Genomic DNA, 23212 nt, shown 5'->3' on the forward strand with positions numbered 1-23212 from the left:
CCCAGTGTCGTGGCCGCCGGTCCGCGCGCCGTCCCCGCCGGTAGGGTCGCGGCCACTGTGCTGCCCGCCGTCACCGCCACCCGCTACGTCACCCCGCTGCGCGAGGGTGGCTCGCTGCCGGGGCTCATGGAGGCCGACGACCTGGGCACCTACGTCGTGAAGTGGCGGGGCGCAGGGCAGGGCGTGAAGGTGCTCGTCGCCGAGGTCGTCTGCGGTGAGCTCGCCCGCGCGCTGTCACTGCCGGTACCTGCGCTGGTGACCGTCGACGTGGCCCCGGAGCTGGCGGTGGGGGAGCCCGACGTCGAGGTGCAGGAGCTGCTGCAGCGCTCCGCCGGGGTCAACCTGGGGCTGGACTACCTGCCCGGGGCGCTGGACTTCGAAGCCGGAGTCGGTTCGGTCCAGTCGGAGCTGGCCGGCCGGGTGCTGTGGTTCGACGCGCTCGTGGGCAACGTCGACCGCTCCTGGCGCAACCCCAACATGCTGTTCTGGCACGGTCGGCTGCAGCTGATCGACCACGGGGCCGCGCTGACCTTCCACCACAACTGGCCCGGCGCGGCCGCCGCGGTCGCCCGACCCTACGACGCCGCGCAGCACGCGCTGGTCGAGTGCACGCCCGACGTCCGCGCCGCCGACGCCGCGCTCGGCGGGCGGGTCACCCGGCCGCTGCTCGAGCAGGTGCTGCGCCAGGTGCCCGACGAGTGGCTGGAGGAAGAAGGACCCCGGCCTCCCCACCCCTCGCAGGCTCGGGGTGATGCCCCGGCCGGGGCCGCGCACCGGCCGACCACCCCCGCCGACGTGCGTGCCCGGTACGTGGACCAGCTGCTGGCCCGGCTGGCCGCCCGCGACGCCTGGCTGCCGCCGCTGGTGGCCACCGCGGCCGCAGGCGGATCGCGGCGCAGGGCCCCGCGGGGGGAGAACCGGCCGTCGTGGCTGGGCCCGCCACCGCCGCAGGGGATGAGCCAGCGGTGAGCCGGGAGACCTTCGAGTACGCCGTCCTGCGCGTGGTGCCCCGGGTGGAGCGGGGCGAGTCGCTGAACGCCGGCGTCCTCGTCTACTGCCGGCAGCGCGACTACCTCGGCTCCCGGGTGCACCTGGACACCGACCGGCTGCGGGCCCTGGACCCCACCGCCGACGCCGAGGCGATCCGCGCCGCGCTGCAGGCGGCCGCCGACGTCTGCGCCGCCGAACCCGCGTCGGGCGCCGCCGGGCGCGAGGCTCTGGGCTCCCGGTTCCGCTGGCTGACCGCGCCGCGCAGCACCGTCGTCCAGGCCGGTCCGGTGCACACCGGGCTCACCGACGACCCCGACGCCGAGGCCGACCGACTGCTGCAGCTGCTGGTCCTGCCTGTCTCCGGGTGACCGACCGCGGCCGGCTCCTGACCTGGTCCGCCCACGGCGCGGCCGCGCTGGCGGGGCTGTCGGCCGCGGTGAGCGCCAACTGGCTGACCGGCGGCACGTGGCTGCTCTCGACCGTCGGCGGTGCCGTCGAGCAGCAGGGCCGGCAGGGCGGGGGCCTGGTCACGGCCGGACCGGCCCTGGTCGTGGTCCGTCGGGGCCCTGGCACTGACCGGCGTCCTCGGCGAGCCGGCCGACCCCTCCGCGCTGCGCTGGCACGTCCTCCGCTGGGACCCGTGGTTCCTGCTCCGGGATGTACTGCTCGTCGTCGCCGCGCTCACCCGGCGCCGGTTCGACCGGACCCGCTGACCACCCGCGCCGAGCTGTCCGCCGACCCGGGACGGACCCCGTCGCGGTGAACCGCAGGTGACCAGCGGGTCACGAAGTCCTCGCCTGCGCGCCATGCACGCGTCGTCCCGGCGCATTAGCGTCCGGGCACCGACGTCTCCCAGAGCCGAGGACCCGATGACGGACATCTCCAACTCCCGCCGCCGCCTCTTCCTGCCCCTGCTCGACTCCGTCCGTCACGGGACCCGCAGCCACGCGACCTGCTACTACAAGTGCGGCAACGCCTGCGACGCGGCCGTGCCCAACCGCACCGACAACCCCACGTTCGAGTCCGTCGTCCAGACGGCCCTCAGCCGGCGCGCCCTGCTCAAGGCGGCCGGTGCCGGAGCCCTCGTGGTGGCCGCGGGCCCGTTGTTCCCCGAGCCGGCGGCGGCCGCGCCGGGACGCCGGGGGCCGACCGGGGACGGTGCCCTCACCTTCGAGCCGGTCGAGCAGAACTTCCTCGACGAGCTCGTCGTCCCGGCCGGGTACACCTCCGCCGTCGTGATGCGGTGGGGCGACCCGGTCGAGGAGGGCGCGCCGGACTTCGACGTCGACGCCCAGACCGCCGAGGCGCAGGCCAGGCAGTTCGGCTACAACTGCGACTTCATCGGCTTCCTGCCGCTCGGGCGCCGGCGCGCACTGCTCGTCGTGAACCACGAGTACACCAACGAGCAGCTCATGTTCTCCGGCGTCGCCGAGGAGGAGGCGCCGACCACCGACGAGCAGAAGCGCGTCGCGATGATGGCCCACGGCATCTCCGTGGTGCAGATCCAGCGGCAGGGCGACTCGGGCGTGTGGCTGCCGACCCCCGAGCGCGACCGCAACCGCCGGATCACCGCCTCGACCCCCTTCCGGGTCACCGGGCCCGCCGCGGGATCGGAGTACCTGCGGACGACGGCCGACCCCGAGGGCCGCACCGTCCTGGGCACGCTCAACAACTGCGCCGGCGGCATCACCCCCTGGGGCACGACGCTGCACGGTGAGGAGAACTTCAACCAGTACTTCGGGACGTCCGCGCCGATCACCGAGGACCCGCGCGAACCCCGCCTGGGCCGGTACAGCGTCAGCGCGGAGGACTCGGCCGGTCGTCGGTGGGAGGCCGTCGACCCGCGGTTCGACCTGGCGCAGGAGCCCAACGAGGTCAACCGCTTCGGCTGGGTCGTCGAGGTCGACCCGTACGACCCCACCTCGACCCCGCGCAAGCACACGTCACTCGGGCGCTTCAAGCACGAGACGGCCAACGTCCGCATCGCCGAGGACGGCCGGGTCGTCGCCTACTCCGGGGACGACGAGCGGTTCGACTACATCTACAAGTTCGTGTCGAAGAAGCAGTACCGGGAAGGCGACGACCGCGAGGCGCGCGAGCACAACATGACGCTGCTCGAGGAGGGCGACCTCTACGTCGCCCACTTCAGCGGCGACTCACCGGCCGCGGAGATCGACGGCAGCGGCACGCTGCCCGGCGACGGCGAGTTCGACGGCACCGGCCGGTGGGTCCCGCTGGTGCAGGACGGCCGCTCGATGGTCCCGGGCAAGGACGTCGCCTGGGTGCTGACCTTCACCCGGCTGGCCGCCGACCGCCTCGGCAGGCAGCTCGACGCCAACGGGGACTTCCCCGACCCGGCCAACCCGGTGGTCATCGACCCGGGGCAGGTGCCCACGAAGATGGACCGGCCGGAGGACATCCAGGTCAACCCGGTCAACGGGCGCGTCTACGCGTCCCTGACGAACAACTCGAACCGGACCGGCCAGGACGGCCGGCCGGGGGCGGACGAGGCCAACCCGGTGAGCCGGTCCTTCGCCTTCGACGCCGAGGACGGCCGTTACGAGGAGCGTCCCGGCAACCGCAACGGCCACGTCATCGAGTGGGAGGAGACCGGCTCGATCGCGGGGGACACCTTCAGCTGGCGGGTCTTCATCCTGGCCGGCAACCCGGAGGACCCCGGGACGTACTTCGCCGGCTACGACAAGTCCCAGGTCAGTGCCATGTCCTGCCCGGACAACCTGGAGTTCGACCCGGCCGGCAACCTGTGGATCTCCACCGACGGCACCGTGCTGTCGACCCGCAACCAGGAGGCGGGCACCATCGGAGGCACGAACGACGGGCTCTTCGCCGTCCCGACCGAGGGAGCGGAGCGCGGGCACCTCAAGGCGTTCCTCACCGTGCCGCTCGGTGCCGAGTGCAGCGGCCCGATGATCCCCCGGGACGGACGGTCGGTGTTCGTGTCCGTCCAGCACCCCGGCGAGACCACCGGCTCGACGCGGGACACACCCTCGAGCACCTGGCCCGACCGGCTGCCCGAGCGGCCGTTCCCGCGGCCCAGCGTGGTGGTGGTCGCCCGCGAGGACGGCGGCCGGATCGGCAGCTGAGCACGGACGACGGCGCCGGACCCCGGACGGGTCCGGCGCCGTCGCGCACGCCGGGCCGGACGGGCCCCCGCGGCTGTCGGCGGCGGACGTCCGCACGGGCTCCCGGCCCGGGGACGCGGACTGCGGCCGGGCGCGGACCCGTCCGGCTCAGCCGACCGTGGCCGCGCCGACGAGCTCCAGCAGCCGCTCCCGCGTGGGACCGGCCGGCGGGGTCGGCTCGTGCTCGGCATCCACCCGCAGCACCCGGTCGGCGAAGCCGGGGCGGGCGAACAACTCCGCGGGCAGCGTCAGGCAGTCCACCACCTCCATGAAGGCGCGGTACACCTCGGCGTCGAAGGCCATCGCCCGGGCCAGGGCCGCGCCGAGCGCCGCCGGGCCCTGCGGCTGGGGCCGGGGCCGACCCTCGCGTGCGGCGTCCATGTCCGCCAGCCGCGTGCGGTCGACGGCGACAGTGGCCCGGTACCACGGGGTCAGCCTGGCCTCGGTCTCCGCGTCCCACGCCGCCGCGAACTCCTGCGGGTCCCCGAGGTGCTCCCGGACGATCTCGCGCAGGCTGACCGCGTGCACCAGGCCGAGCGCGATGCCCCGGCCGATCGACGGGTTCCTGCACGCCCAGGCGTCCGCCACGGTGGCGATGCCGGTGACCACCGGGCGTCCGCCGTCGGACAGGCGGCGGTACCGGTCGAGCACTCCCGCCATCGGCATCACCGCGGTCAGCGGCTCCCCGTCGAGCCAGTGCGCCTGCCGCGGACAGGCCGCGACGACCGCCGTCCAGACGGCCTCGTGCCGCAGCTCCTTGAGCGGCCGGTCGTGGGAGGCCGTGTACAGGGTCACCGACCAGGTGCCGGCGTCGGCCGGGAGCGTGAGCACCGAGAAAGAGCCGACGGCGACGTTCAACCGGTCCCGGGGCTCGGGCAGCCTGCCGTCCCGGGACCGGAAGTAGCGGGTGTAGTAGCTGAACCCGCTGTCCACCGACTCCTCCTGCAGCGGGGCGCTGCCGGCCTCGCGCAGCCACCGCGGCAGCGGCGAACGGCGGCCGGTGGCGTCCACGACCAGGTCGGCGGCTCGTTCGCGGCCGGTGGCGTCCACCACGCCGCCGACGTGGGGGATCCCGTCGAGGGTGCGGGTGCGCAGCCCGGCGACGCTCACCCCCCGCTCGACCCGCAGGTTCGGCTGTTCGTCGGCGGCCCGGCCGACGACCTGTTCGAGCACGCAGCGCCGGGCGGTCACCGTGACGTAGCGCTCGTCGCCCGACCGCCGGTCCAGCGGCGGCACCGTGGGTGGGGTCGTGGTCAGGGTGTCGAAGCGGACGGCGCCGGCGACGGCGAGGGCGGCGCTCACGTCCGGGAGCTCGGCGTCGAGCACCTGCCGCACCCGTGGTTGCAGGTAGTGCGGCTGGCGGAACTGCGCGACGCCGCCGCGGTGCCACCGCTCCCACGCCTCCGCGGGCGTGTCCGGCACCGGGTCGGGGTCCTGCTCGAGAACGGTGACCTCGTGCCCGTCCCGGGCCAGCAGCAGCGCCGAGGCGAGACCGCACAACCCTCCGCCCAAGACGATGATGTCGGCCATCGAGGCCTCCTCCTGGTCCAGGCAGCCGACGGCACGCTAGGTGCGACGGGCCCCGGGCCGGAAGGGGCGTTGGGCCCCGGGGCGGGTGCTCAGCGGGGGAGGAGGGCGTCGATCCGCCGAGCCAGCTCCAGGTCCAGCTCGGTGACCCCGCCCGCCGAGTGGGTGACCAGCGTCAGGTGCAGGGTGCGCCAGCGCAGGTCGACGTCGGGGTGGTGGTCCATCTGCTCGGCGATGAACGCGATCCGCACCAGCGCGGCGACGGCGTCGGGGAAGCCGGGCAGCTCGACGCTGCGGCGGATGCCCTCGCCGTCCCCCGACCACAGCGGCAGCCCGGGCAGGGCAGCGGCGAGCTCGTCGGGGGACAGGCGCGGGGGTCGGGGCACGGCGGTCATCCTGCCGCCCCGGAACGGCCTCGTTCCAGGGGCCCGCGGCGCCGGCCTGTCCCGAGGCTCACCCCGAGCTCGCGGAGGGAGAGGAGGGAGAGGAGGCGGGGTCCTTCGATCGTGGGGTGGGACGAGGTCCTCCAGAGAGGTCCTTCAGAGGTGCAGCCCGCACTCGGTCTTGCCGCGGCCGGCCCAGCGGCCGGCGCGCGGGTCCTCGCCCGGGGCCACCGGGCGGGTGCACGGCGCGCAGCCGATCGAGGCGTACCCGATCTCCTGCAGCGGGTTGACCGGCACCTGGTGCTCGGCGGTGTAGGCGTCGACGTGCTCCTGCGTCCAGGCCGCCAGCGGGTTGACCTTCACCATCCCGCGCTTGGCGTCCCAGTCGACCACCTTGGTGCCGGCGCGCGTGGGCGACTCGTCGCGGCGCACGCCCGAACCCCACGCCGAGTACCCGGCGAGGGCCCTGGCCAGCGGCTGCACCTTGCGCAGCGAGCAGCACAGGTCGGGGTCGCGGTCGTGCAACGCCGCGCCGTACTCGGCGTCCTGCTCGGCGACCGTCTGCTCGGGCTGCACGTTGACCAGGGTGATCGGCATGACGCCGCTGACCCAGTCACGGGTGCCGATGGTCTCGGCGAAGTGGTAGCCGGTGTCGAGGAAGACCACGTTGACACCGGGGACCGCACGCGACGCCAGGTGCGCGAGCAGCCCGTCGGCCATGGACGACGTGACCGCGAAGTCGTCGCCGAAGGTCTCCCCGGCCCACCGCAGGACGGCGAGCGCCTGTTCGACGGGGTCGGCGATGCCCTCGAAGCGGGCGTCGGCCGCTGCCGCCAGTTCTGGGGTGGCGAGCTCCGGTGTGGGCCGGACGGCGGTCGTCATGCCTGCTGCACTACTCCTGTCCCGGTGAGCCGGACGGTGAAGGTCCGGAGGCAGGCGGCGCAGTGCCACTCGCCCCCCTCCCCGTGCGGGGTCAGCTCCTCGTCCCCGCAGTACGGGCAGAAGAACACGGGCAGCTGCCGGGATCTTCCGCCGCCGCCGGCGGTGTCCTCGTCCATGTCAGAGCAGCCAGGCTTCCTCGGCCCGCGTCACGTAGGCGGCGAACCGCTCGCCCGGCTCGCGCCGCTCCAGGTAGCCGCGCAGCACCCGCTCGCAGTAGTCGGCGGTCTCCGCCTTGGTCACCTTGTGGCCGCGGAACTTGCGGCCGAAGGCGGCCTCCGTGCCGAGGTGGCCGCCCAGGTGCACCTGGAAGCCCTCGACCATCTCGCCGGTGTCGTCACGCACCATCGAGCCCTTGAAGCCGATGTCGGCGGTCTGGAACCGGGCGCAGCTGTTCGGGCAGCCGTTGACGTTGATGCCGATCGGCTCGTCGAAGTCCGGCAGCCGCTTCTCCAGCTCGGCGTAGAGGTCCTGCGCGTGCTGCTTGGTCTCCACGATGGCGAGCTTGCAGAACTCCAGGCCCGTGCAGGCCATCGTGCCGCGGCGGAAGGCGCTCGGGCGCACGAGCAGGTCGTGCTCGGCGAGCGCCGACACGAGGTCCTCGACCCGCTCGTCGGGCACGTCGAGGATGACCATCTTCTGCTGCGTCGTCGTCCGGGTGCGCCCCTGCCCGTACTCGTCGGCGAGGTCGGCGATCCGGGTGAGCAGGCTGCCGGTGATCCGTCCGGTGCGCAGCGCGAAGCCGACGGCGTTGGTGCCGTCCTTCTGCCGGGCGACGCCGACGTGGTCGCGCTGGTCGTGCTTCGGCGGTGCGGCGGCGGGGCCGTCGGGGAGCTTCCCGTGGAGGTACTCGTCCTCCAGCACCTGGCGGAACTTCTCCGGCCCCCAGTCGGCCACCAGGAACTTGATGCGGGCGCGGTTGCGCTGCCGGCGGTAGCCGTAGTCGCGGAAGATCGAGGTGCAGGCCGCCCAGACGTCGGTCACCTGCTCGGGCCGCACGAAGACGCCGATCCGCTTGGCGAACATCGGGTTGGTCGACAGGCCGCCACCGACCCACAGGTCGTAGCCGGCCTCACCGGCCTCGTTGCGCACGCCGACGAAGGAGACGTCGTCGATCTCCGGCTCGGTGCAGTGGTCGACGCAGCCGGACATCGACGTCTTCCACTTGCGGGGCAGGTTGCTGAACTCCGGGCTGCCGACGTACTTGGCCACCGTCTGCGCCATGACGTCGCTGGCGTCGAGGACCTCGTCCTCCAGGACGCCGGCCAGCGGGCAGTTGAGCATGCCGCGGGGGGTGTCGCCGCAGGCCTCCGTCGTGGTGAGGCCGACCGCCTCCAGCCGGCGCCAGATCTCGGGGACGTCCTCGATCCGGATCCAGTGGTACTGGATGTTCTGCCGGTCGGTGACGTCGGCGACGTCGCGACCGAACTCGGTGCTGATGCCGCCGATCGTCCGCAGCTGGGCACTGGTGAGCGACCCGCCGTCGGTCCGCACCCGCATCATGAAGTACGAGTCCTCGAGCTCCTCGGGCTCCAGCACGGCGGTCTTCCCGCCGGGGATGCCCTGGGCCCGCTGGGTGTAGAGCCCCATCCAGCGCATGCGTCCGCGCAGGTCGCTCGGGTCGATGCCCCCGAAGCCGGTGTGCGCGTAGATGTCGAGGATGCGCTGACGGACCTCGAGCCCGTCGGAGTCCTTCTTCATCCGCTCGTTGGGGTTCAGCGGCTCCCGGTAGCCCAGTGCCCACTGGCCCTGGCCACGCTGTGGTGTGTCACGACGCGGGGGCCTGTTGCTGGTGCGGGGGGTCGTCACGGTGGCACTTCCTTCTGCGCTGCCCGCCGCGGCGCCGGACCGGACGGGGTGGGCGCTGCCAGATCGAGGGGCGCAGCGGGTGCTGCGGGGGACCGGGGCGTCAGCGCGCGGGGCGACAGACGGCGCTGCTGACCAGCGCCAGGTCGATGTGACGGCGCGCGACGAGGAGCAGAGCGCGACCGGTCACGCCCTCCATCGTCCCACACCGGCGAGGGCGGTGACGCGTGACTCAGCCGACGGACGCGGCGGCCTCGTCCTGCGGCCCGCCGGCCCCCTGCAGGCTCCCGCCGCGAGCCCGCGAGCGGTGGGGGGGAGGGGGTCCTTCACCCATGGCGGCGCGGATGCGGGCGACCGACTCGGGCAGCGGGGTGACCGACGTGTCGATGACCACCTCGGCGCGCGCCGGCGGCTCGTACGGGTCGTCGATGCCGGTGAACCCGGTGATCTGCCCGGCGCGGGCCCGGGCGTACAGGCCCTTGACGTCGCGGCCCTCGCAGACCTCCAGCGGGGTGGACAGGTGCACCAGCACGAACCGGCCGTGCCGCTCGACCAACGCGCGGGCATCCTCCCGGGCGGCCTCGTAGGGGGCGATCGCCGCGACGACGACGGTGCCGCCGTGCTTGACCACCTCGCCGGCGACGAAGCCGATGCGGCGGATGTTGAGGTCGCGGTCCTCGCGGGAGAAGGAGAGCTCACTGGACAGGTGGGTGCGGACGACGTCACCGTCGAGCACCGTCACCGGCCGGCCCTCGGCCTCCAGTTCGGCGACCAGCGCGTCGGCGATCGTGGACTTGCCGGCTCCGGAGAGGCCCGTGAGGAACACGGTCACGCCCTGGCGCTGCTCAGCTGGCATGCCGCCAGTCTCGCCCAGCGTCTCCCGGCAGCACCGCACCGGCCCCGGCTACCGGCGCTCGGCGGAGTTGGCGGCGTCCCCGAAGGAGCGCCACGCCTCCTCGACCGCGATGAGCTCGGCGACCTCCGGGGGCAGCTCGCCTGCGACGACGTCGGCGAGGGTGACCCGCTCGAGCACCCGCCGGTAGGCCTCCCGCGCGGCGACCCACACCGGGGCCAGCGGGGCGGCGGTGCCCGAGTACTCGACGTCCTCGGGGCGCTGGCCGTGCACCTCGGCGAGGAAGCCCTGCTCCACGCGCATGACGCGGGCGATGGAGACCTCCGAGGGCGGCAGGGCCAGCCGGTAGCCGCCCTCGCGGCCGCGCTGGCTGGTGACGAGCCGGGCGTGCTGGAGGTCGCCGAGGATCGACTGGAGGAACCGGGAGGGGATGCCCTGGGCCGCGGCGATGCGGTCGCAGGTCAGGGCTCCGGGTGCCGCCGCGGCCAGCTCGACGGCGGCTCGGACGGCGTAGTCGACCCGGGCGGTGATGCGCACGGTGCCCATCATGCGGGCCCTCCGGCCGGGTCTGCGAGGGTGACACCGTGTCCCAGCTGCGTTTCACCACGTTGGTGGAGGCGCCGCTGACCGTGGCCTTCGACGTCGCCCGCGCGCTCGGCCGCCCGTGGCCGGTGCCGCTGGAGGAGGTGGTGTCGGTCCGCCCGGCCCACGACGTGTACGCCGTCGGGCCCGGCCGCGGGTGGCGCTGGCTGATCCACTCACGCCGGTTCACCGCCACCGGTGCCGGCACCGTCGTCGAGGAGCAGGTCGACTGGGCGACCGCGCTGCCGGGCCCGCTCGGGCGGGTGGTGGACCCGCTGCTGCGGCGGCGCGTGCTCCGCGCGATGCGGGCCCATCTCGACGGTTACGCCGCCGCGGCCGCCCGGCGCGCGCGCGACGTCGTCCAGGTGGTCGGCGCCGCGCTGGTGAACGGCGACCGGGTGCTCGTGGCCCAGCGGTCGGGCGGACCCTACGACGGCTGCTGGGAGTTCCCCGGCGGCAAGGTCGAGCCGGGGGAGGAGGAGCTCGCCGCGCTGGTCCGCGAGATCGGCGAGGAGCTCGGCGTGGCCGTCGTCCCCCAGGCGTTCCTGGGCGAGGTGGTGCTCGACGGCGTGGTCGCCGGCGGGCTGCCCGGCGCCTCGACGTTGCGCGTGTGGTGGGCCCGGGTGGCGCCGGGCAGCGAGGTCACCGCGCACGAGCACAGCGAGCTGCGCTGGCTGGCCGCGGAGGAGCTCGAGTCGCTGGACTGGATCCCCGCCGACCGGCCGCTGCTGCCCGCCGTCCGGGCGCTGCTCGGCCGGCTGTGACCGACTCCGGAGGCGCCGACGGACGCCATCCCCGGAGGGATCGGCGTCCGTCGGGTCCGTGCCGTACCGGAAGGCCTACTTGAAGACGTCCTTGACCTTCTCGCCGGCCTGCTTGAGGTTGCCCGAGGCCTGGTCGGCCTTGCCCTCGGCCTGCAGGTCGCGGTCGCCGGTCGCCTCGCCGACGCCCTCCTTGCCCTTGCCCGAGAGCTCCTCGGCCTTGTTCTTCATCTTGTCGATGCCACTCATGTCGACTCCTCTCGTCGGAGTCTCCTGGGGTACCCACGACAGCGGACCTGACACGCAGGGCGGTCGGGCGGTGGAAGACATCCGGCCCAGCTGTCATCCGGCCGGAGATCCTCAGGAACGACGAGCGCCCGGTGTGTGCAAGCGCGATTCCACCCTGTGAGATGGTGGGCCGAGGTCACAAGTCGGTGTCGGTCGTGGACGCTCTTCGCGGCGCGAGCCTAGGGTCGCGGCTCGTACCGGTAGACCCGGTACCTGTCCGCACGACCCCGGCCGCCCGTCCGTGGACGCAGGCTGCCGGCGAACCAGTCCGTTCCCCCCGCAGAGCGGGATGAGGGAGGCATTGCACGTGAGGTTGAGCAAGCGCTCCGCTGCGCTCATCGCGACCGGGCTGTCCGGCGCGATGCTGCTGTCCGCCTGTGGTGGCGGCGACGACGGCGGTGGCTCGGGGGGTGCCGCCGCGGACGGCGGCAGCTTCAGCATCTACATCGGTGAGCCCGAGAACCCGCTGATCCCGAGCAACACGGCGGAGAGCGAGGGCCACCAGGTCATCTCGTCGCTGTGGACCGGCCTGGTCGAGTACGCGGCCGACGGCGAGGTGCAGTACACCGGCGTCGCCGAGTCCATCGACTCCACGGACAACACCACCTGGACCGTGAAGCTGAAGGACGGCTGGACCTTCCACGACGGCACCCCCGTCAACGCCCAGTCCTTCGTCAAGGCCTGGAACTGGGGCGCGTACAGCCCGAACGCTCAGGGTGCGGCCTACTTCTTCTCGAACATCCAGGGCTACGAGGACCTGCAGGCCCCGACCGACGACGCGGGCAACGTCACCGGCGATCCGGCCGCCACCGAGATGAGTGGCCTGCGCGTCGTCGACGACCAGACCTTCGAGGTCACCCTGGCGACGCCGTTCGCGCAGTTCCCCGTCACGGTCGGTTACAGCGCGTTCTACCCGCTGCCCGAGGCGTTCTTCGGCGACCCCGAGGCCTTCGGCACCAAGCCGATCGGCAACGGTCCCTTCCGGGCCGAGGAGGAGTTCGTCCCGGGTCAGGGCTTCACCGTGACCCGCTACGACGAGTACGGCGGCGAGGAGCCCGCGCAGGCCGGGACCGTCGAGTTCCGCGTCTACACGGACCTCAACACCGGCTACACGGACGTGCAGGGCGGGAACCTGGACATCCTCCCCGACATGCCGACCGAGGCTCTCGCCTCGGCGCCGGACGAGTTCGGGGACCGTTTCCTGGAGGCGCCGTCGTCCGGGTTCCAGTACCTGGGGTACCCCACGTACGACCCCCGGTACTCCGACCCGCGCGTCCGCCAGGCGCTCTCCATGGGCATCGACCGCCAGGCCATTGCGGACGCCATCTTCTTCGGTGGCCGGACTCCCGCCGACGCGGTGATCGCGCCGGTGGTCGACGGCTACCGCGAAGGTGCGTGCGAGTACTGCGTGCTCGACGTCGACCGGGCCAACCAGCTCCTCGACGAGGCCGGCTTCGACCGCAGCCAGCCGATCGACCTGTGGTTCAACGCCGGTGCCGGTCACGACGCCTACATCGAGGCGGTCGGCAACCAGCTGCGGGAGAACCTCGGCCTGGAGTACGTGCTGCGGGGCGACCTCGACTTCTCCGAGTACCTGCCCAAGCAGGACGAGAAGGGCATGACCGGTCCGTTCCGGCTGGGCTGGAGCATGGACTACCCGAGCCCGCAGAACTACCTGGAGCCGCTGTTCGGCACCGCGGCCCTGCCGCCGGCCGGCTCGAACTCGACCTTCTACTCGAACCCGGAGTTCGACCGGCTCGTCACCGCGGGCAACTCCGCGGGCAGCAACGAGGAGGCGATCGCGCTGTACCAGCAGGCCGAGGACGTCCTGCTGCAGGACATGCCGATGATCCCGATGTTCTTCGAGCTCGAGCAGGCGGTGCACTCGGAGAACGTCAGCGACGTCGTCATCGACGTCTTCGGTGACATCGACGTCCCGGCGGTCCGCGTCGCCAGCTGACCGGGACCTGCAGCCCGAACCGCCCGCCGGGGGCGCCGTCCTGAAGACGACGGTCGCCCCCGGCGGTGCGTGTGCTCCGCGGGGAGCACGATGGACACCGCGCCGCCGCTCCTGCGCCGGGGCGCGTACACCCGAGGGGGGACATGGGCCGCTACGTAGCGCGCCGGCTGTTGCTCACGATCCCGGTTCTCATCGGTGCGTCGTTCCTGATCTTCGCGATGGTGTACGCCCTGCCGGGTGACCCCATCCGCGCCCTCGGCGGTGACCGCCCGCTGTCCCCGGCCGTGGTGGCGCAACTGCGCGACGAGTTCAACCTCAACGACCCGCTGCTCGTCCAGTACCTGAAGTACGTCGGTGACCTGGTGCAGGGGGACCTCGGCACCGACTTCCGCGGCCGGCCGGTCCTCGACACGATCGAGCAGCGACTCCCGGTCACGATCCGGCTGACCGTCGTCGCCATCGTCCTGGAGGCGGTCATCGGGATCGTCGCCGGTGTGCTCGCCGGCATCCGCCGCAACGGCTTCCTGGACAACCTGGTCCTGGTCTCGACCACCCTGGTGGTCTCCATCCCGATCCTGGTGCTGGCCTTCGTCGCCCAGTTCGTCTTCGGCCTGCAGTTCGGCTGGTTCCCCATCGCCGGCATCAGCGAGGGCTGGTCGAGCTACCTGCTGCCCGGGCTGGTCCTGGCCTCGAGCTCACTGGCCTACGTCGCCCGGCTGACCCGCACCAGCGTGGCGGAGAACATGCGCGGCGACTACGTCCGGACGGCCCGGGCGAAGGGGTTGCCCAACCGGACGGTGATCGTGCGGCACACGTTGCGCAACAGCCTCATCCCGGTGGTCACCTTCATCGGTGCCGACATCGGCACCCTCATGGGCGGGGCCATCGTCACCGAGTCGGTCTTCAACCTGCCGGGCATCGGCCGGGCCGTCTTCGACTCCGTCCGGGCTCAGGAGGGGGCGGTCGTCGTCGGCATCGTGACCCTGCTCGTCTTCTTCTTCATCTTCTTCAACCTGGTCGTCGACGTGCTCTACGCCGTCCTCGACCCGAGGATCCGCTATGACTGACCAGCAGCAGGCCGACCTGCGTCACGACGAGGTGGCGGCCGGGACGACCACCGGGCTGGCCAGCCCGTCGGTCGACGTCACCAGTGCCCGCCAGAACAGCCTGTGGAGCGACGCCTGGAAGGAGCTCCGGCGCAACGCGCTGTTCTGGATCGGCGCCTTCCTCATGCTCGTGTTCGTCCTGATGGCGCTCGTGCCGCAGGTGTTCGCCCGTGGCGCGGACCCCCGGGCCTGCTCCCTGTCGAACAGCAACCAGAAGCCGTCGGCGCAGCACTGGTTCGGCTACGACCAGCAGGGCTGCGACTACCTGGCCAACGTCGTCCACGGTGCGCGCAGCTCCCTGGTCATCGGTCTGCTGGCCGTGCTGGTGATCCTGGTGCTGGGCGTCCTGGTCGGCGCCGTCGCCGGGTTCTACGGCGGGGCGACGGACAGCGTGCTGAGCCGGATCACCGACGTCTTCTACGCACTGCCGCTGATCCTGGGCGCGCTCGTCGTCCTCCGCAGCGGGATCCTGGGTCGAGGGGTCGTCGCCGTGGCGATCGCCCTGGCCGCCTTCGGCTGGATGACGGCGATGCGGCTGGTCCGCTCGCAGGTCATCGCCGTGAAGAGCTCCGACTACGTCGCCGCGGCCCGGGCGATGGGGGCCTCCAACGGCCGCATCCTGCTGCGGCACATCCTCCCGAACGCGGTCGCGCCGGTGCTGGTCTACACCACCATCACCATCGGGGTGATGATCGCTGCGGAGGCGACGCTGACCTACCTGGGTGTGGGTCTCCAGCGCCCGGCGATCTCCTGGGGGCTGCAGCTCGACGCGGGGCAGCCCCTGCTGCGCAGTGCGCCGCACCTGGTGCTGTTCCCCAGCATCGCCCTGACCCTGACCGTGATGGCGTTCATCATGATGGGCGACGCCCTGCGCGACGCCCTCGACCCGAGGCAGCGCGCATGACCCGTTCCGAACCCACCGCGGCGGGCAGCACCGCCATCGGGGGCGCGCCCCTGCTCGAGGTCGACGACCTGCACGTGGAGTTCCGGACCCGCTCCGGCGTCGTCAACGCGGTCAACGGCATCAGCTACAGCCTGGCCGAGGGGGAGACCCTCGCGATCCTGGGCGAGTCCGGCTCGGGCAAGTCGGTCTCGGCGCAGGCGATCATGGGCATCCTCGACACCCCGCCCGCGGTCATCACCGGCGGGGGGATCCACTTCCAGGGCGACGACCTGCTCACCATGTCGCCGGAGGAGCAGCGGAAGGTGCGCGGCCCGGGGATCTCGATGATCTTCCAGGACGCGCTGTCGGCGCTGAACCCGGTCTACAGCGTGGGCTACCAGATCGGCGAGATGTTCCGCGCGCACCGCGGGATGTCGAAGAAGGAAGCCAGGGCGCGCGCCGTCGAGCTCATGGACCGGGTGCGCATCCCGGCCGCCGCCGAGCGGGTCGACGACTATCCCCACCAGTTCTCCGGTGGCATGCGGCAGCGGGTCATGATCGCGATGGCGATCGCCCTGGACCCGCGCATCCTCATCGCCGACGAGCCGACCACCGCGCTCGACGTCACGGTGCAGGCGCAGGTCATGGACCTGCTCAAGGACCTCCAGCGCGAGACCGGGATGGGCCTGATCCTCATCACCCACGACCTGGGCGTGGTCAACGAGGTCGCCGACAACGTGGCGGTCATGTACGCCGGCCGGATCGTCGAGCGCGGCACCGTGGACGACGTCTTCAGCGACCCGGCGCACCCCTACACCGACGGCCTGATGACCTCGGTGCCGCAGGTCGAGGCCAAGGGCGGCCGGCTGCAGCCGATCGTCGGGCAGCCGCCGAACCTGGCGGCCATCCCGAGCGGGTGCCCGTTCCACCCGCGGTGCTCGCGCCGTCGGCTCGGGGCCGAGGCCGCGCCCGGCCGGGAGTGCGCCACCGACATCCCGCCGCTGCGCCTGGTGGTCCCGGGCCGCGAGGCGGCCTGCCACTACAGCGAGGAGGTCCTCGGTGTCTGAGCCCACGACCGGCGCGACCGCCGCGTCCCGCACCGCGTCGGCCCCCGGCGAGACGCTGCTGGAGATCCGCGGCCTGAAGAAGCACTTCCCGCTGACCCAGGGGGTCGTCTTCAAGCGGACCATCGGCCACGTCCGGGCCGTGGACGGCGTCGACCTGACCATGCGCCGCGGTGAGACCCTGGGCCTGGTCGGCGAGTCCGGCTGCGGCAAGTCGACGGTGTCGAAGCTCCTCGTCGCGCTGGAGAAGCCGACCGACGGGCAGATCCTCTACAAGGGCCGCGACGTCGCGAAGATGAACGGCCGCGCGCTCAAGGCCTACCGGCGCGAGGTCCAGATCATCTTCCAGGACCCGTACGCCTCGCTGAACCCGCGGATGACCGTCGGCGACATCGTCTCCGAGGGCTGGGCCGTGCACGCCGACGTCGCCCCGAGGAAGGGCCGGCTGCAGCGCACCCAGGAGCTGCTGGACCGCGTCGGGCTCAACCCCGACTACGTCAACCGCTACCCGCACCAGTTCTCGGGCGGTCAGCGGCAGCGCATCGGCATCGCCCGGGCCCTGGCGCTGCGGCCCGAGGTCATCGTCTGCGACGAGCCGGTGTCGGCCCTCGACGTCTCGGTGCAGGCGCAGGTGGTGAACCTGCTGGAGGACCTGCAGGACGAGTTCGGCCTGTCCTACCTGTTCATCGCGCACGACCTGTCGGTGGTCCGGCACATCTCCGATCGGGTCGCGGTCATGTACCTCGGCAGCGTGGTGGAGGAGGGCACCGACGCGCAGGTCTACGGCTCGCCGTCGCACCCGTACACGCAGGCGCTGCTGTCGTCGGTGCCGCTGCACGAGCCGCACCTGCGCGGGCAGAAGGACCGGATCCTGCTCCAGGGCGACGTGCCCAGCCCGGCCAACCCGCCCTCGGGCTGCCGGTTCCGCACCCGGTGCTGGAAGGCCCAGGACGTCTGCGCCCAGGAGGCCCCGGCGCTGGTCGACCGCGGCCAGGGCCACCCCTCGGCCTGCCACTTCGCGGAGGCCCGCACGGTGGTCCCCGTGGACGCCGAGTGAGGCGGTGACACTGCCGGCCTACCGGCCGGCACCGCGGCCACGTGCCGTCCCCGGCTCGCGCTGAGCCCCCACCGACGCGCCCGTCGCGGGCCCACCCGATCACGGCACCGCGGGTGCGCGTCCCCGGCTCGGGATGCCCGGGGAGAATGCCTCCTCGTGACCGCTGACCGCCGGCTGCTCCTGGTGCACGCCCATCCCGACGACGAGACGATCAACAACGGCGCCACGATGGCCCGCTACGTCGCCGAGGGGGCCTCGGTCACCCTGCTCACCTGCACCCTGGGTGAGGAGGGCGAGGTGCTCGTCCCCGAGCTGGAGCTGCTGGGCCCCGAGCACGCCGACCAGCTGGGCGGGTACCGCATCGCCGAGCTCCGGGCGGCGATGGAGGCGCTCGGCGTTCCCGACTGGCGCTTCCTCGGCGGCCCGGGCCGCTACCGGGACTCCGGGATGATGGGGACGCCGGCCAACGAGAAGCCGCGCGCCTTCTGGAACGCCGACCTCGACGAGGCCGTGGCGCACGCCGTCGCCGTCGTCCGCGAGGTCCGGCCGCAGGTCGTGGTCACCTACGACGAGAACGGCGGCTACGGCCACCCCGACCACATCCAGGCCCACCGGGTCGCGATGCGCGCGGTGGACGCCGCCGCCGACCCCGCGTACCGCCCCGACCTCGGCGAGCCGTGGGACATCGCGAAGGTCTACTGGTGCTGCGTGCCCCGCTCGGTGATGCGGCAGGGCATCGAGGCGATGGCGGCGCTGGGGGAGGCCTCGCCGTTCGAGTCGCTGGGCGAGGTGGACGACGTGCCCTTCGCCGTCCCGGACGAGCTGGTCGCCGCGGCGGTCGACGGGCGTGCGTACGCCGGGCGCAAGGACGCCGCCATGCGTGCGCACGCCACCCAGATCACCGTCGACGGCCCGTTCTTCGCGCTGTCCAACAACCTCGGTCAGGAGGTCCTCGGCACCGAGTACTACCGGCTGGTGCGCGGGGCGCGTGGCCCGGCGGCGACGCCCGAGGGCTGGGAGGACGACCTGTTCGCCGGCCTCCACGCGTGATCCGGGGGCTCGGCGCCGCGCTGCTGGTCACCGTGCTGGCGGCGTGGCTGGCGCTCGTCGAGGTCTTCTGGCTGCCGCTGCGGGTGTTCGGCGTCCCCGTGCCCGTCTCGGTGGTCGCCGCGGTCGTCGGCAACCTGCTGCTGGTCGACCTGGCCGCGCGGCTGAGCGGCTCGCGGCCGGCCGCGGTGCTGCCCGCCGCGGTCTGGCTGGTCATCGCGGTCGGGGCGAGCCTGCGCCGTCCCGAGGGCGACCTGCTGCTCACCGGCGGCGGCGTCCTCGGGTTCTTCTCGCTGGCCTTCCTGCTGGCCGGCGTGGTGGCCGCGGCCTTCGCCGTGGGGAAGGTGCTCGCCGCACCCCGGGACGGCGTCAGGCCGGTGCGTACCGGTAGTGGTACCGGTGGTGCTCGATGAAGCCCGCCTGCCGGTAGAGCGCCCGCGCCGGGGAGTTCGACGCGGTCACCTGCAGGTAGACCCAGCGTGCGCCGCGGTCGGCGCCCCAGCGCTGCAGCGCGGCCATGACGGCGGTCGCCAGCCCCTGCCGGCGGTGGCGTTCCTCGACGGTGACCGCGGCGACGCCGAGCCAGTCGTCGGTGACCACCCCGCGGGCGACGGCGGCCAGCGGGGCCGGCGGCGGGTCGCGGCGCACCGAGGCGAAGACGACGTCCTCCGCGTTGACGAGCACGGCGCGGGCGGAGGGCGGCAGGGACCGGCCGCGGTGCCGGTAGCCGGCCAGCCAGGCGTCGTCCGGCTCGGGGGCGAGGTCGACCGGGACGCCATCGGCCGCCGCCGGCGTCAGCGGCTCGGTCAGCACCAGCACGTCCTCGTCGCGCTCCCACCCGGCCGCGGCGAAGGCCGCGTCGGCGGCGCGGGACTGGCGGCCGGGCAGCATCGCGCACGGTCGGAGCCCGCGGTCGGAGTACCAGCGCGTGACGGCCTCCACCGCGCCGGGCAGCGGGAGACCCGGGTCGCCGACGACCAGCGCGGAGTTGGCCCGGCCGGTGAAGCCGCCGCCGGCGCGCAGCAGCCAGTCGCCCAGCCAGGTCTCCTCCGTGCCGCGCCAGCCGCGCGCGGCCAGCAGCTCCAGGCCTGCGACGTCCAGGGGTGACCGGCTCTGTCCCACGGTCCGATCCTGCGGTGTCCGCGCGGGCGCTCCCCGGCGGGGTCTCACCCGGCCGGGGCCACCGGGCCACCCGTCGCGTTTCCCCGCGTGCCCACGGGCCATACTCAAGGCCGGAACGACCGGCCGTCGCGCCGGCGGAGCAGCTCCGCACGTCCCCGGGAGGGAACCACCGTGACCTACGTCATCACCCAGGCCTGCGTCGACGTCCTCGACAAGGCGTGCATCGACGAGTGCCCGGTGGACTGCATCTACGAGGGCGACCGGATGCTCTACATCCACCCCGACGAGTGCGTCGACTGCGGTGCCTGCGAGCCGGTCTGCCCGGTGGAGGCCATCTACTACGAGGACGACGTCCCGGACAAGTGGAAGGACTTCTACAACGCCAACGTGGAGTTCTTCTCCGACCTGGGCAGCCCCGGTGGTGCCGCCAAGACCGGCAAGATCGGCAAGGACCACCCGCTCGTCGCCGCCCTGCCGCCGCAGGGCGAAGGTCACTGACGGCCCCGACGCCGGTGGAGCCGGTCCCCGGGACAGCGGCCGGCCGACTGCCCGACTTCCCCTGGGACTCGCTCGCCGGTGCCCGGGCCAGGGCGGCGCGGCACCCCGGCGGGGTGGTCGACCTGTCCATCGGGACGCCGGTCGACGACACCCCTGAGCTGCTGGCGACCGCGCTGGCCGGCGCGGGTAACGCGCCGGGCTACCCGACCGCGCTGGGCACCCCCGAGCTGCGGACGGCGGCGGTCGGCTGGCTGCAGCGCCGGCTCGGCGTGCGGCTGGCCGACCCACTGGGCGCCGCTCCCTCGGTGATCCCCACGGTCGGCTCCAAGGAACTCGTCGCGCTGCTGCCCACCCTGCTGGGGCTGCGCGGCGCCGGCACGGTCCTGATCCCCGAGGTCGCCTACCCGACCTACGAGGTGGGCGCGGTGCTGGCCGGGCTCACCGTGCGGCGGACCGACACCCCACCGGACGACGTCGCGGGCGTGGTCCTGGTGTGGCTGAACTCCCCGGGCAACCCGCACGGCCGCGTGCTGAGCGAGGAGGAGTTGCGCGCCTGGGTGGCGTGGGGCCGCACCCACGGCGTGCCCGTCGTCGCCGACGAGTGCTACGCGACCCTCGGCTGGGACGTCACACCGCGGTCGATCCTGCACCCGGAGGTCGCGGGGGACGACCACGCGGGGCTGCTGGCGGTGCACTCGCTGTCCAAGCAGTCGACCGCCGCGGGCTACCGCGCCGGGCTGCTGTCGGGGGACCCGGCGCTGGTCCGCCAGGTGTGGGAGGTGCGCCGGCACCTCGGGCTGCTGGTGCCCACGCCGGTGCAGGCCGCGATGGCCGCCGGGCTGGCCGACGACGCCCACGTCGACGAGCAGCGCGAGCGCTACCGCGCCCGCCGCGACCGGCTGGCCGCCGCCGTCCGGGCCGCCGGCGCGCGCATCGACCACTCCGAGGCCGGGCTGTACCTGTGGGTCACCCGCGACGAGGACTGCTGGACGACGATCGAGTGGCTGGCGGGTCTGGGCATCGTGGCCGCGCCGGGCTCCTTCTACGGCCCCGCGGGCGGGCGGCACGTGCGCATGGCCCTGACCGCCACCGACGAGCGGGTCGACGCCGCCGTCGAGCGCCTGGCCGGCTGACCGCCGCGGCCTCAGCGGGCCAGTTCCAGGCGCACCGCGTCGGGGCCGGCGTCCGAGGGCGCCCACCCACCGGCCGGCGTCCACTCCGACCCGGCGAAGGCGATCGACCGCAGCCCCAGGCGCTCGGCGTGCGCGACCGCCCAGGTGACCGCCGGCCAGCCGGTCGCCGGGTCGACCTCCACCGCGCCGAAGCGCTCGGTGGTGGTCGCGCCGAGCTCCCGCTCCACCACCGCGGCGACGGCAGTGGCCCGCTGGCTGAGCCGCCCGCCGGGGGCCGTGGGCTCGTAGCTGCAGGTCAGCCGGCCCGGCTCGGGGGCGGAGAAGGCCGCGGTCAGCTGCTGGGCCAGCGGCTCGTGCTTCTGGTAGGCCTCGGGGAAGCCGCTGCGCTGCACGCGCTGGGCGGCATCGGTCAGGCGCAGGGTCTCCCAGTTCCGCACCCGCACCAGGCCGTCGTAGAACTCGCCCGCCGCGTAGACCGGGTCGGTCACCTGCTCGGGGGTGCCCCAGCCCTGCGAGGGCCGCTGCTGGAACAACCCGAGGGAGTCGCGGTCGCCGTAGTCCAGGTTGCGCATCGTCGACTCCTGCTGAGCGGTGGCCAGGGCGATCACCACCGCGCGCTCGGGCAGTCCGCGGGCCCGTCCGACCGCCGCGATGGTCGCCGCGGAGGCGGCCTGCTCGGCGGTCAGCGTGAGGTCGGTGCCCGCCACGGTGCAGGAGCCGGTCAGCACCACAGGGTCCGGTCCGGCCGTGTTCCTCACCAGCGTCACCACCCCCAGGACGACGAGCCCGACCAGGCCCAGCGGCAGCCACGAACGCCACGACCGGGTGGACGCGCCCCCGCCCCCGCGCTTGGCGGGCGGCCGCCGGCGGGGGGCCGGGCGGCGCGCCGGCGGGCGGCGGGCGGCCGTCGTCCGCCGTGCCGTCGCGCTCCGCGTGCTGCTCATCGCCCGCGACTGTAGGTGCGGTTCCTGGACGGATCCTGGAGTCGCGGCGAGGTGTCGGCCTCCTGCAGGGTGCCGCCGTGGCCCCGTCCCGGGTCCCACCCTGAGCTTGCGAAGGGTGGGGAGGACGGGGTCCTCTTTCAGTTGCTGTGCAGCGCGGCGTTCAGCTCGCCCCAGGTACCCGTCCGCGGCAGCGCCTCGAGCGCACCGGACACCGAGTTGCGGCGGAACAGCAGCCCGTCCCGCCCGGAGAGCTCGGCGGCCTTCACCACCGAGCCGTCGGGCAGGCTCACCCGCGAACCGGCGGTCACGTAGCAGCCGGCCTCGACGACGCAGTTGTCGCCGAGGGAGATGCCGATGCCGGCATTGGCGCCCAGCAGGCAGCCCGAGCCGATCGAGACGACCTGCTTCCCGCCGCCGGAGAGCGTGCCCATGATCGAGGCGCCGCCGCCGATGTCGCTGTCGGGGCCGACGACGACGCCCGCGCTGATCCGGCCCTCGACCATCGACGGCCCGAGGGTGCCGGCGTTGTAGTTGACGAAGCCCTCGTGCATGACCGTCGTCCCCTCGGCGAGGTGGGCGCCGAGCCGCACGCGGTCGCCGTCGGCGACGCGGACGCCGGAGGGGATCACGTAGTCGACCATCCGCGGGAACTTGTCGACGCCGTAGACGGTGACCTGGCCGTGCGCGGCGCGCAGCCGGTGCGGGTTGAACGACGCCGCCTCGACCGGGCCGACGCTGGTCCAGGCGACGTTGGTGAGCAGGCCGAAGACGCCGTCCATGTTGATGCTGCGCGGGGTCACCAGGCGGTGCGAGAGCAGGTGCAGCCGCAGCCAGACGTCGTGGGTGTCGGCCGGCGCCGCCGCGAGGTCCGCGATGACCGTCCGGACGGCGACCACCTCGACGCCGCGCGACTCGTCGAAGCGCACCAGGCCGCCGTAGTCCGGCCCGAGCTCGCCGGAGATCTCCAACGCGCCCAGCCGGGCGGTGCCGGTCCCGGCACCCTCGGGCGCGCCGAGCCGCGGCTCGGGGTACCAGGTGTCGAGCACCGTCCCGGCGGGGGTGATGGTGGCCAGACCGGCGGCGACGGCGGAGGACGGGGCGGGAGCGGTCACGGGGACGACGCTAC

At 73.6% G+C, this 23212-nt stretch carries 24 protein-coding genes; 14 read left to right on the forward strand and 10 right to left on the reverse strand.

Annotated features, from left to right (window positions below; genetic code table 11):
• The first annotated feature begins 9 nt into the window (after positions 1-9).
• From ACWIX3_RS08995 to ACWIX3_RS09010, 4 genes are all read left to right on the forward strand, one after another.
• A complete protein-coding gene (locus tag ACWIX3_RS08995; RefSeq protein WP_448611730.1) occupies positions 10-969 on the forward strand; it encodes a HipA family kinase in 960 nt (319 codons plus the stop codon).
• Positions 966-1358, forward strand: coding sequence for a DUF3037 domain-containing protein (locus ACWIX3_RS09000; protein WP_448611731.1), 393 nt, complete (start codon positions 966-968; stop codon positions 1356-1358). The genes ACWIX3_RS08995 and ACWIX3_RS09000 overlap by 4 nt, the downstream gene beginning before the upstream one ends.
• A 120-nt stretch (positions 1359-1478) precedes the next feature.
• On the forward strand, positions 1479-1703 hold the full coding sequence (locus tag ACWIX3_RS09005; protein WP_448611732.1) for a hypothetical protein: 225 nt from the start codon (positions 1479-1481) through the stop codon (positions 1701-1703).
• Between the two features lie 156 nt (positions 1704-1859).
• Complete coding sequence (locus ACWIX3_RS09010) at positions 1860-4094, forward strand: PhoX family protein (protein WP_448611733.1); 2235 nt, start codon at positions 1860-1862, stop codon at positions 4092-4094.
• A 147-nt stretch (positions 4095-4241) separates the two neighbouring features.
• On the opposite strand, the gene ACWIX3_RS09015 is transcribed toward ACWIX3_RS09010, so the two are convergent.
• The 6 genes from ACWIX3_RS09015 to ACWIX3_RS09040 all read right to left on the reverse strand — a co-directional run bounded on the left by ACWIX3_RS09015 (position 4242) and on the right by ACWIX3_RS09040 (position 10190).
• Complete coding sequence (locus ACWIX3_RS09015) at positions 4242-5663, reverse strand: FAD-dependent oxidoreductase (protein WP_448611734.1); 1422 nt, start codon at positions 5661-5663, stop codon at positions 4242-4244.
• A gap of 89 nt (positions 5664-5752) precedes the next feature.
• The gene (locus tag ACWIX3_RS09020) at positions 5753-6055 is read right to left on the reverse strand and encodes a 4a-hydroxytetrahydrobiopterin dehydratase (RefSeq protein ID WP_448611735.1); all 303 of its coding nucleotides are present in this window, start codon (positions 6053-6055) and stop codon (positions 5753-5755) included.
• Between the two features lie 144 nt (positions 6056-6199).
• Entirely contained in the window at positions 6200-6925 is a 726-nt protein-coding gene (locus tag ACWIX3_RS09025; RefSeq protein WP_448611736.1) for a phosphoadenylyl-sulfate reductase, read from the reverse strand.
• A gap of 177 nt (positions 6926-7102) precedes the next feature.
• A complete protein-coding gene (locus ACWIX3_RS09030) occupies positions 7103-8791 on the reverse strand; it encodes a nitrite/sulfite reductase (protein WP_448611737.1) in 1689 nt (562 codons plus the stop codon).
• A 229-nt stretch (positions 8792-9020) separates the two neighbouring features.
• Complete coding sequence (gene cysC / locus ACWIX3_RS09035) at positions 9021-9644, reverse strand: adenylyl-sulfate kinase (protein ID WP_448611738.1); 624 nt, start codon at positions 9642-9644, stop codon at positions 9021-9023.
• Positions 9645-9692: 48 nt separating this feature from the next.
• Positions 9693-10190, reverse strand: coding sequence for an RrF2 family transcriptional regulator (locus ACWIX3_RS09040; protein ID WP_448611739.1), 498 nt, complete (start codon positions 10188-10190; stop codon positions 9693-9695).
• A gap of 35 nt (positions 10191-10225) precedes the next feature.
• Between ACWIX3_RS09040 and ACWIX3_RS09045 the strand changes: the two genes are divergently transcribed.
• Entirely contained in the window at positions 10226-10987 is a 762-nt protein-coding gene (locus ACWIX3_RS09045; RefSeq protein ID WP_448611740.1) for an NUDIX domain-containing protein, read from the forward strand.
• A gap of 75 nt (positions 10988-11062) precedes the next feature.
• On the opposite strand, the gene ACWIX3_RS09050 is transcribed toward ACWIX3_RS09045, so the two are convergent.
• Complete coding sequence (locus tag ACWIX3_RS09050) at positions 11063-11233, reverse strand: CsbD family protein (protein ID WP_448611741.1); 171 nt, start codon at positions 11231-11233, stop codon at positions 11063-11065.
• A gap of 346 nt (positions 11234-11579) precedes the next feature.
• On the opposite strand from ACWIX3_RS09050, the gene ACWIX3_RS09055 reads away from it, so the two are divergent.
• From ACWIX3_RS09055 to ACWIX3_RS09085, 7 genes are all read left to right on the forward strand, one after another.
• Positions 11580-13232 (forward strand): peptide ABC transporter substrate-binding protein, encoded by a 1653-nt coding sequence (locus ACWIX3_RS09055; protein ID WP_448611742.1) that lies wholly within the window; start codon positions 11580-11582, stop codon positions 13230-13232.
• Positions 13233-13375: 143 nt separating this feature from the next.
• Positions 13376-14299: an ABC transporter permease gene (locus ACWIX3_RS09060; protein ID WP_448611743.1), complete on the forward strand. Its 924-nt coding sequence runs from the start codon at positions 13376-13378 to the stop codon at positions 14297-14299.
• Positions 14292-15242 (forward strand): ABC transporter permease, encoded by a 951-nt coding sequence (locus ACWIX3_RS09065; RefSeq protein WP_448611744.1) that lies wholly within the window; start codon positions 14292-14294, stop codon positions 15240-15242. The genes ACWIX3_RS09060 and ACWIX3_RS09065 overlap by 8 nt, the downstream gene beginning before the upstream one ends.
• Positions 15239-16288: an ABC transporter ATP-binding protein gene (locus ACWIX3_RS09070; RefSeq protein WP_448611745.1), complete on the forward strand. Its 1050-nt coding sequence runs from the start codon at positions 15239-15241 to the stop codon at positions 16286-16288. The genes ACWIX3_RS09065 and ACWIX3_RS09070 overlap by 4 nt, the downstream gene beginning before the upstream one ends.
• On the forward strand, positions 16281-17342 hold the full coding sequence (locus ACWIX3_RS09075) for an ABC transporter ATP-binding protein (protein WP_448611746.1): 1062 nt from the start codon (positions 16281-16283) through the stop codon (positions 17340-17342). Before ACWIX3_RS09070 ends, ACWIX3_RS09075 begins: the two co-directional genes overlap by 8 nt.
• A gap of 156 nt (positions 17343-17498) precedes the next feature.
• Entirely contained in the window at positions 17499-18392 is an 894-nt protein-coding gene (gene mshB, locus ACWIX3_RS09080; RefSeq protein ID WP_448611747.1) for an N-acetyl-1-D-myo-inositol-2-amino-2-deoxy-alpha-D-glucopyranoside deacetylase, read from the forward strand.
• Positions 18389-18802: a hypothetical protein gene (locus ACWIX3_RS09085; RefSeq protein ID WP_448611748.1), complete on the forward strand. Its 414-nt coding sequence runs from the start codon at positions 18389-18391 to the stop codon at positions 18800-18802. The genes mshB and ACWIX3_RS09085 overlap by 4 nt, the downstream gene beginning before the upstream one ends.
• On the opposite strand, the gene ACWIX3_RS09090 is transcribed toward ACWIX3_RS09085, so the two are convergent.
• Positions 18759-19511, reverse strand: a complete 753-nt coding sequence (locus ACWIX3_RS09090) for a GNAT family N-acetyltransferase (RefSeq protein ID WP_448611749.1) — start codon at positions 19509-19511, stop codon at positions 18759-18761. The genes ACWIX3_RS09085 and ACWIX3_RS09090 overlap by 44 nt on opposite strands.
• A 171-nt stretch (positions 19512-19682) precedes the next feature.
• Here ACWIX3_RS09090 and fdxA point away from each other — a divergent pair, with 171 nt between their 5' ends.
• Entirely contained in the window at positions 19683-20009 is a 327-nt protein-coding gene (fdxA, locus tag ACWIX3_RS09095) for a ferredoxin (protein WP_012947287.1), read from the forward strand.
• A 14-nt stretch (positions 20010-20023) separates the two neighbouring features.
• Positions 20024-21142, forward strand: a complete 1119-nt coding sequence (gene dapC / locus ACWIX3_RS09100) for a succinyldiaminopimelate transaminase (protein WP_448611750.1) — start codon at positions 20024-20026, stop codon at positions 21140-21142.
• 11 nt (positions 21143-21153) lie between these two features.
• Here dapC and ACWIX3_RS09105 read toward each other — a convergent pair whose 3' ends face one another.
• Positions 21154-22086: a hypothetical protein gene (locus ACWIX3_RS09105; protein ID WP_448611751.1), complete on the reverse strand. Its 933-nt coding sequence runs from the start codon at positions 22084-22086 to the stop codon at positions 21154-21156.
• A gap of 137 nt (positions 22087-22223) precedes the next feature.
• Entirely contained in the window at positions 22224-23198 is a 975-nt protein-coding gene (dapD, locus tag ACWIX3_RS09110; protein WP_448611752.1) for a 2,3,4,5-tetrahydropyridine-2,6-dicarboxylate N-succinyltransferase, read from the reverse strand.
• Positions 23199-23212 lie beyond the last annotated feature (14 nt).

It is taken from the genome of Geodermatophilus sp. URMC 60, from assembly GCF_053502585.1.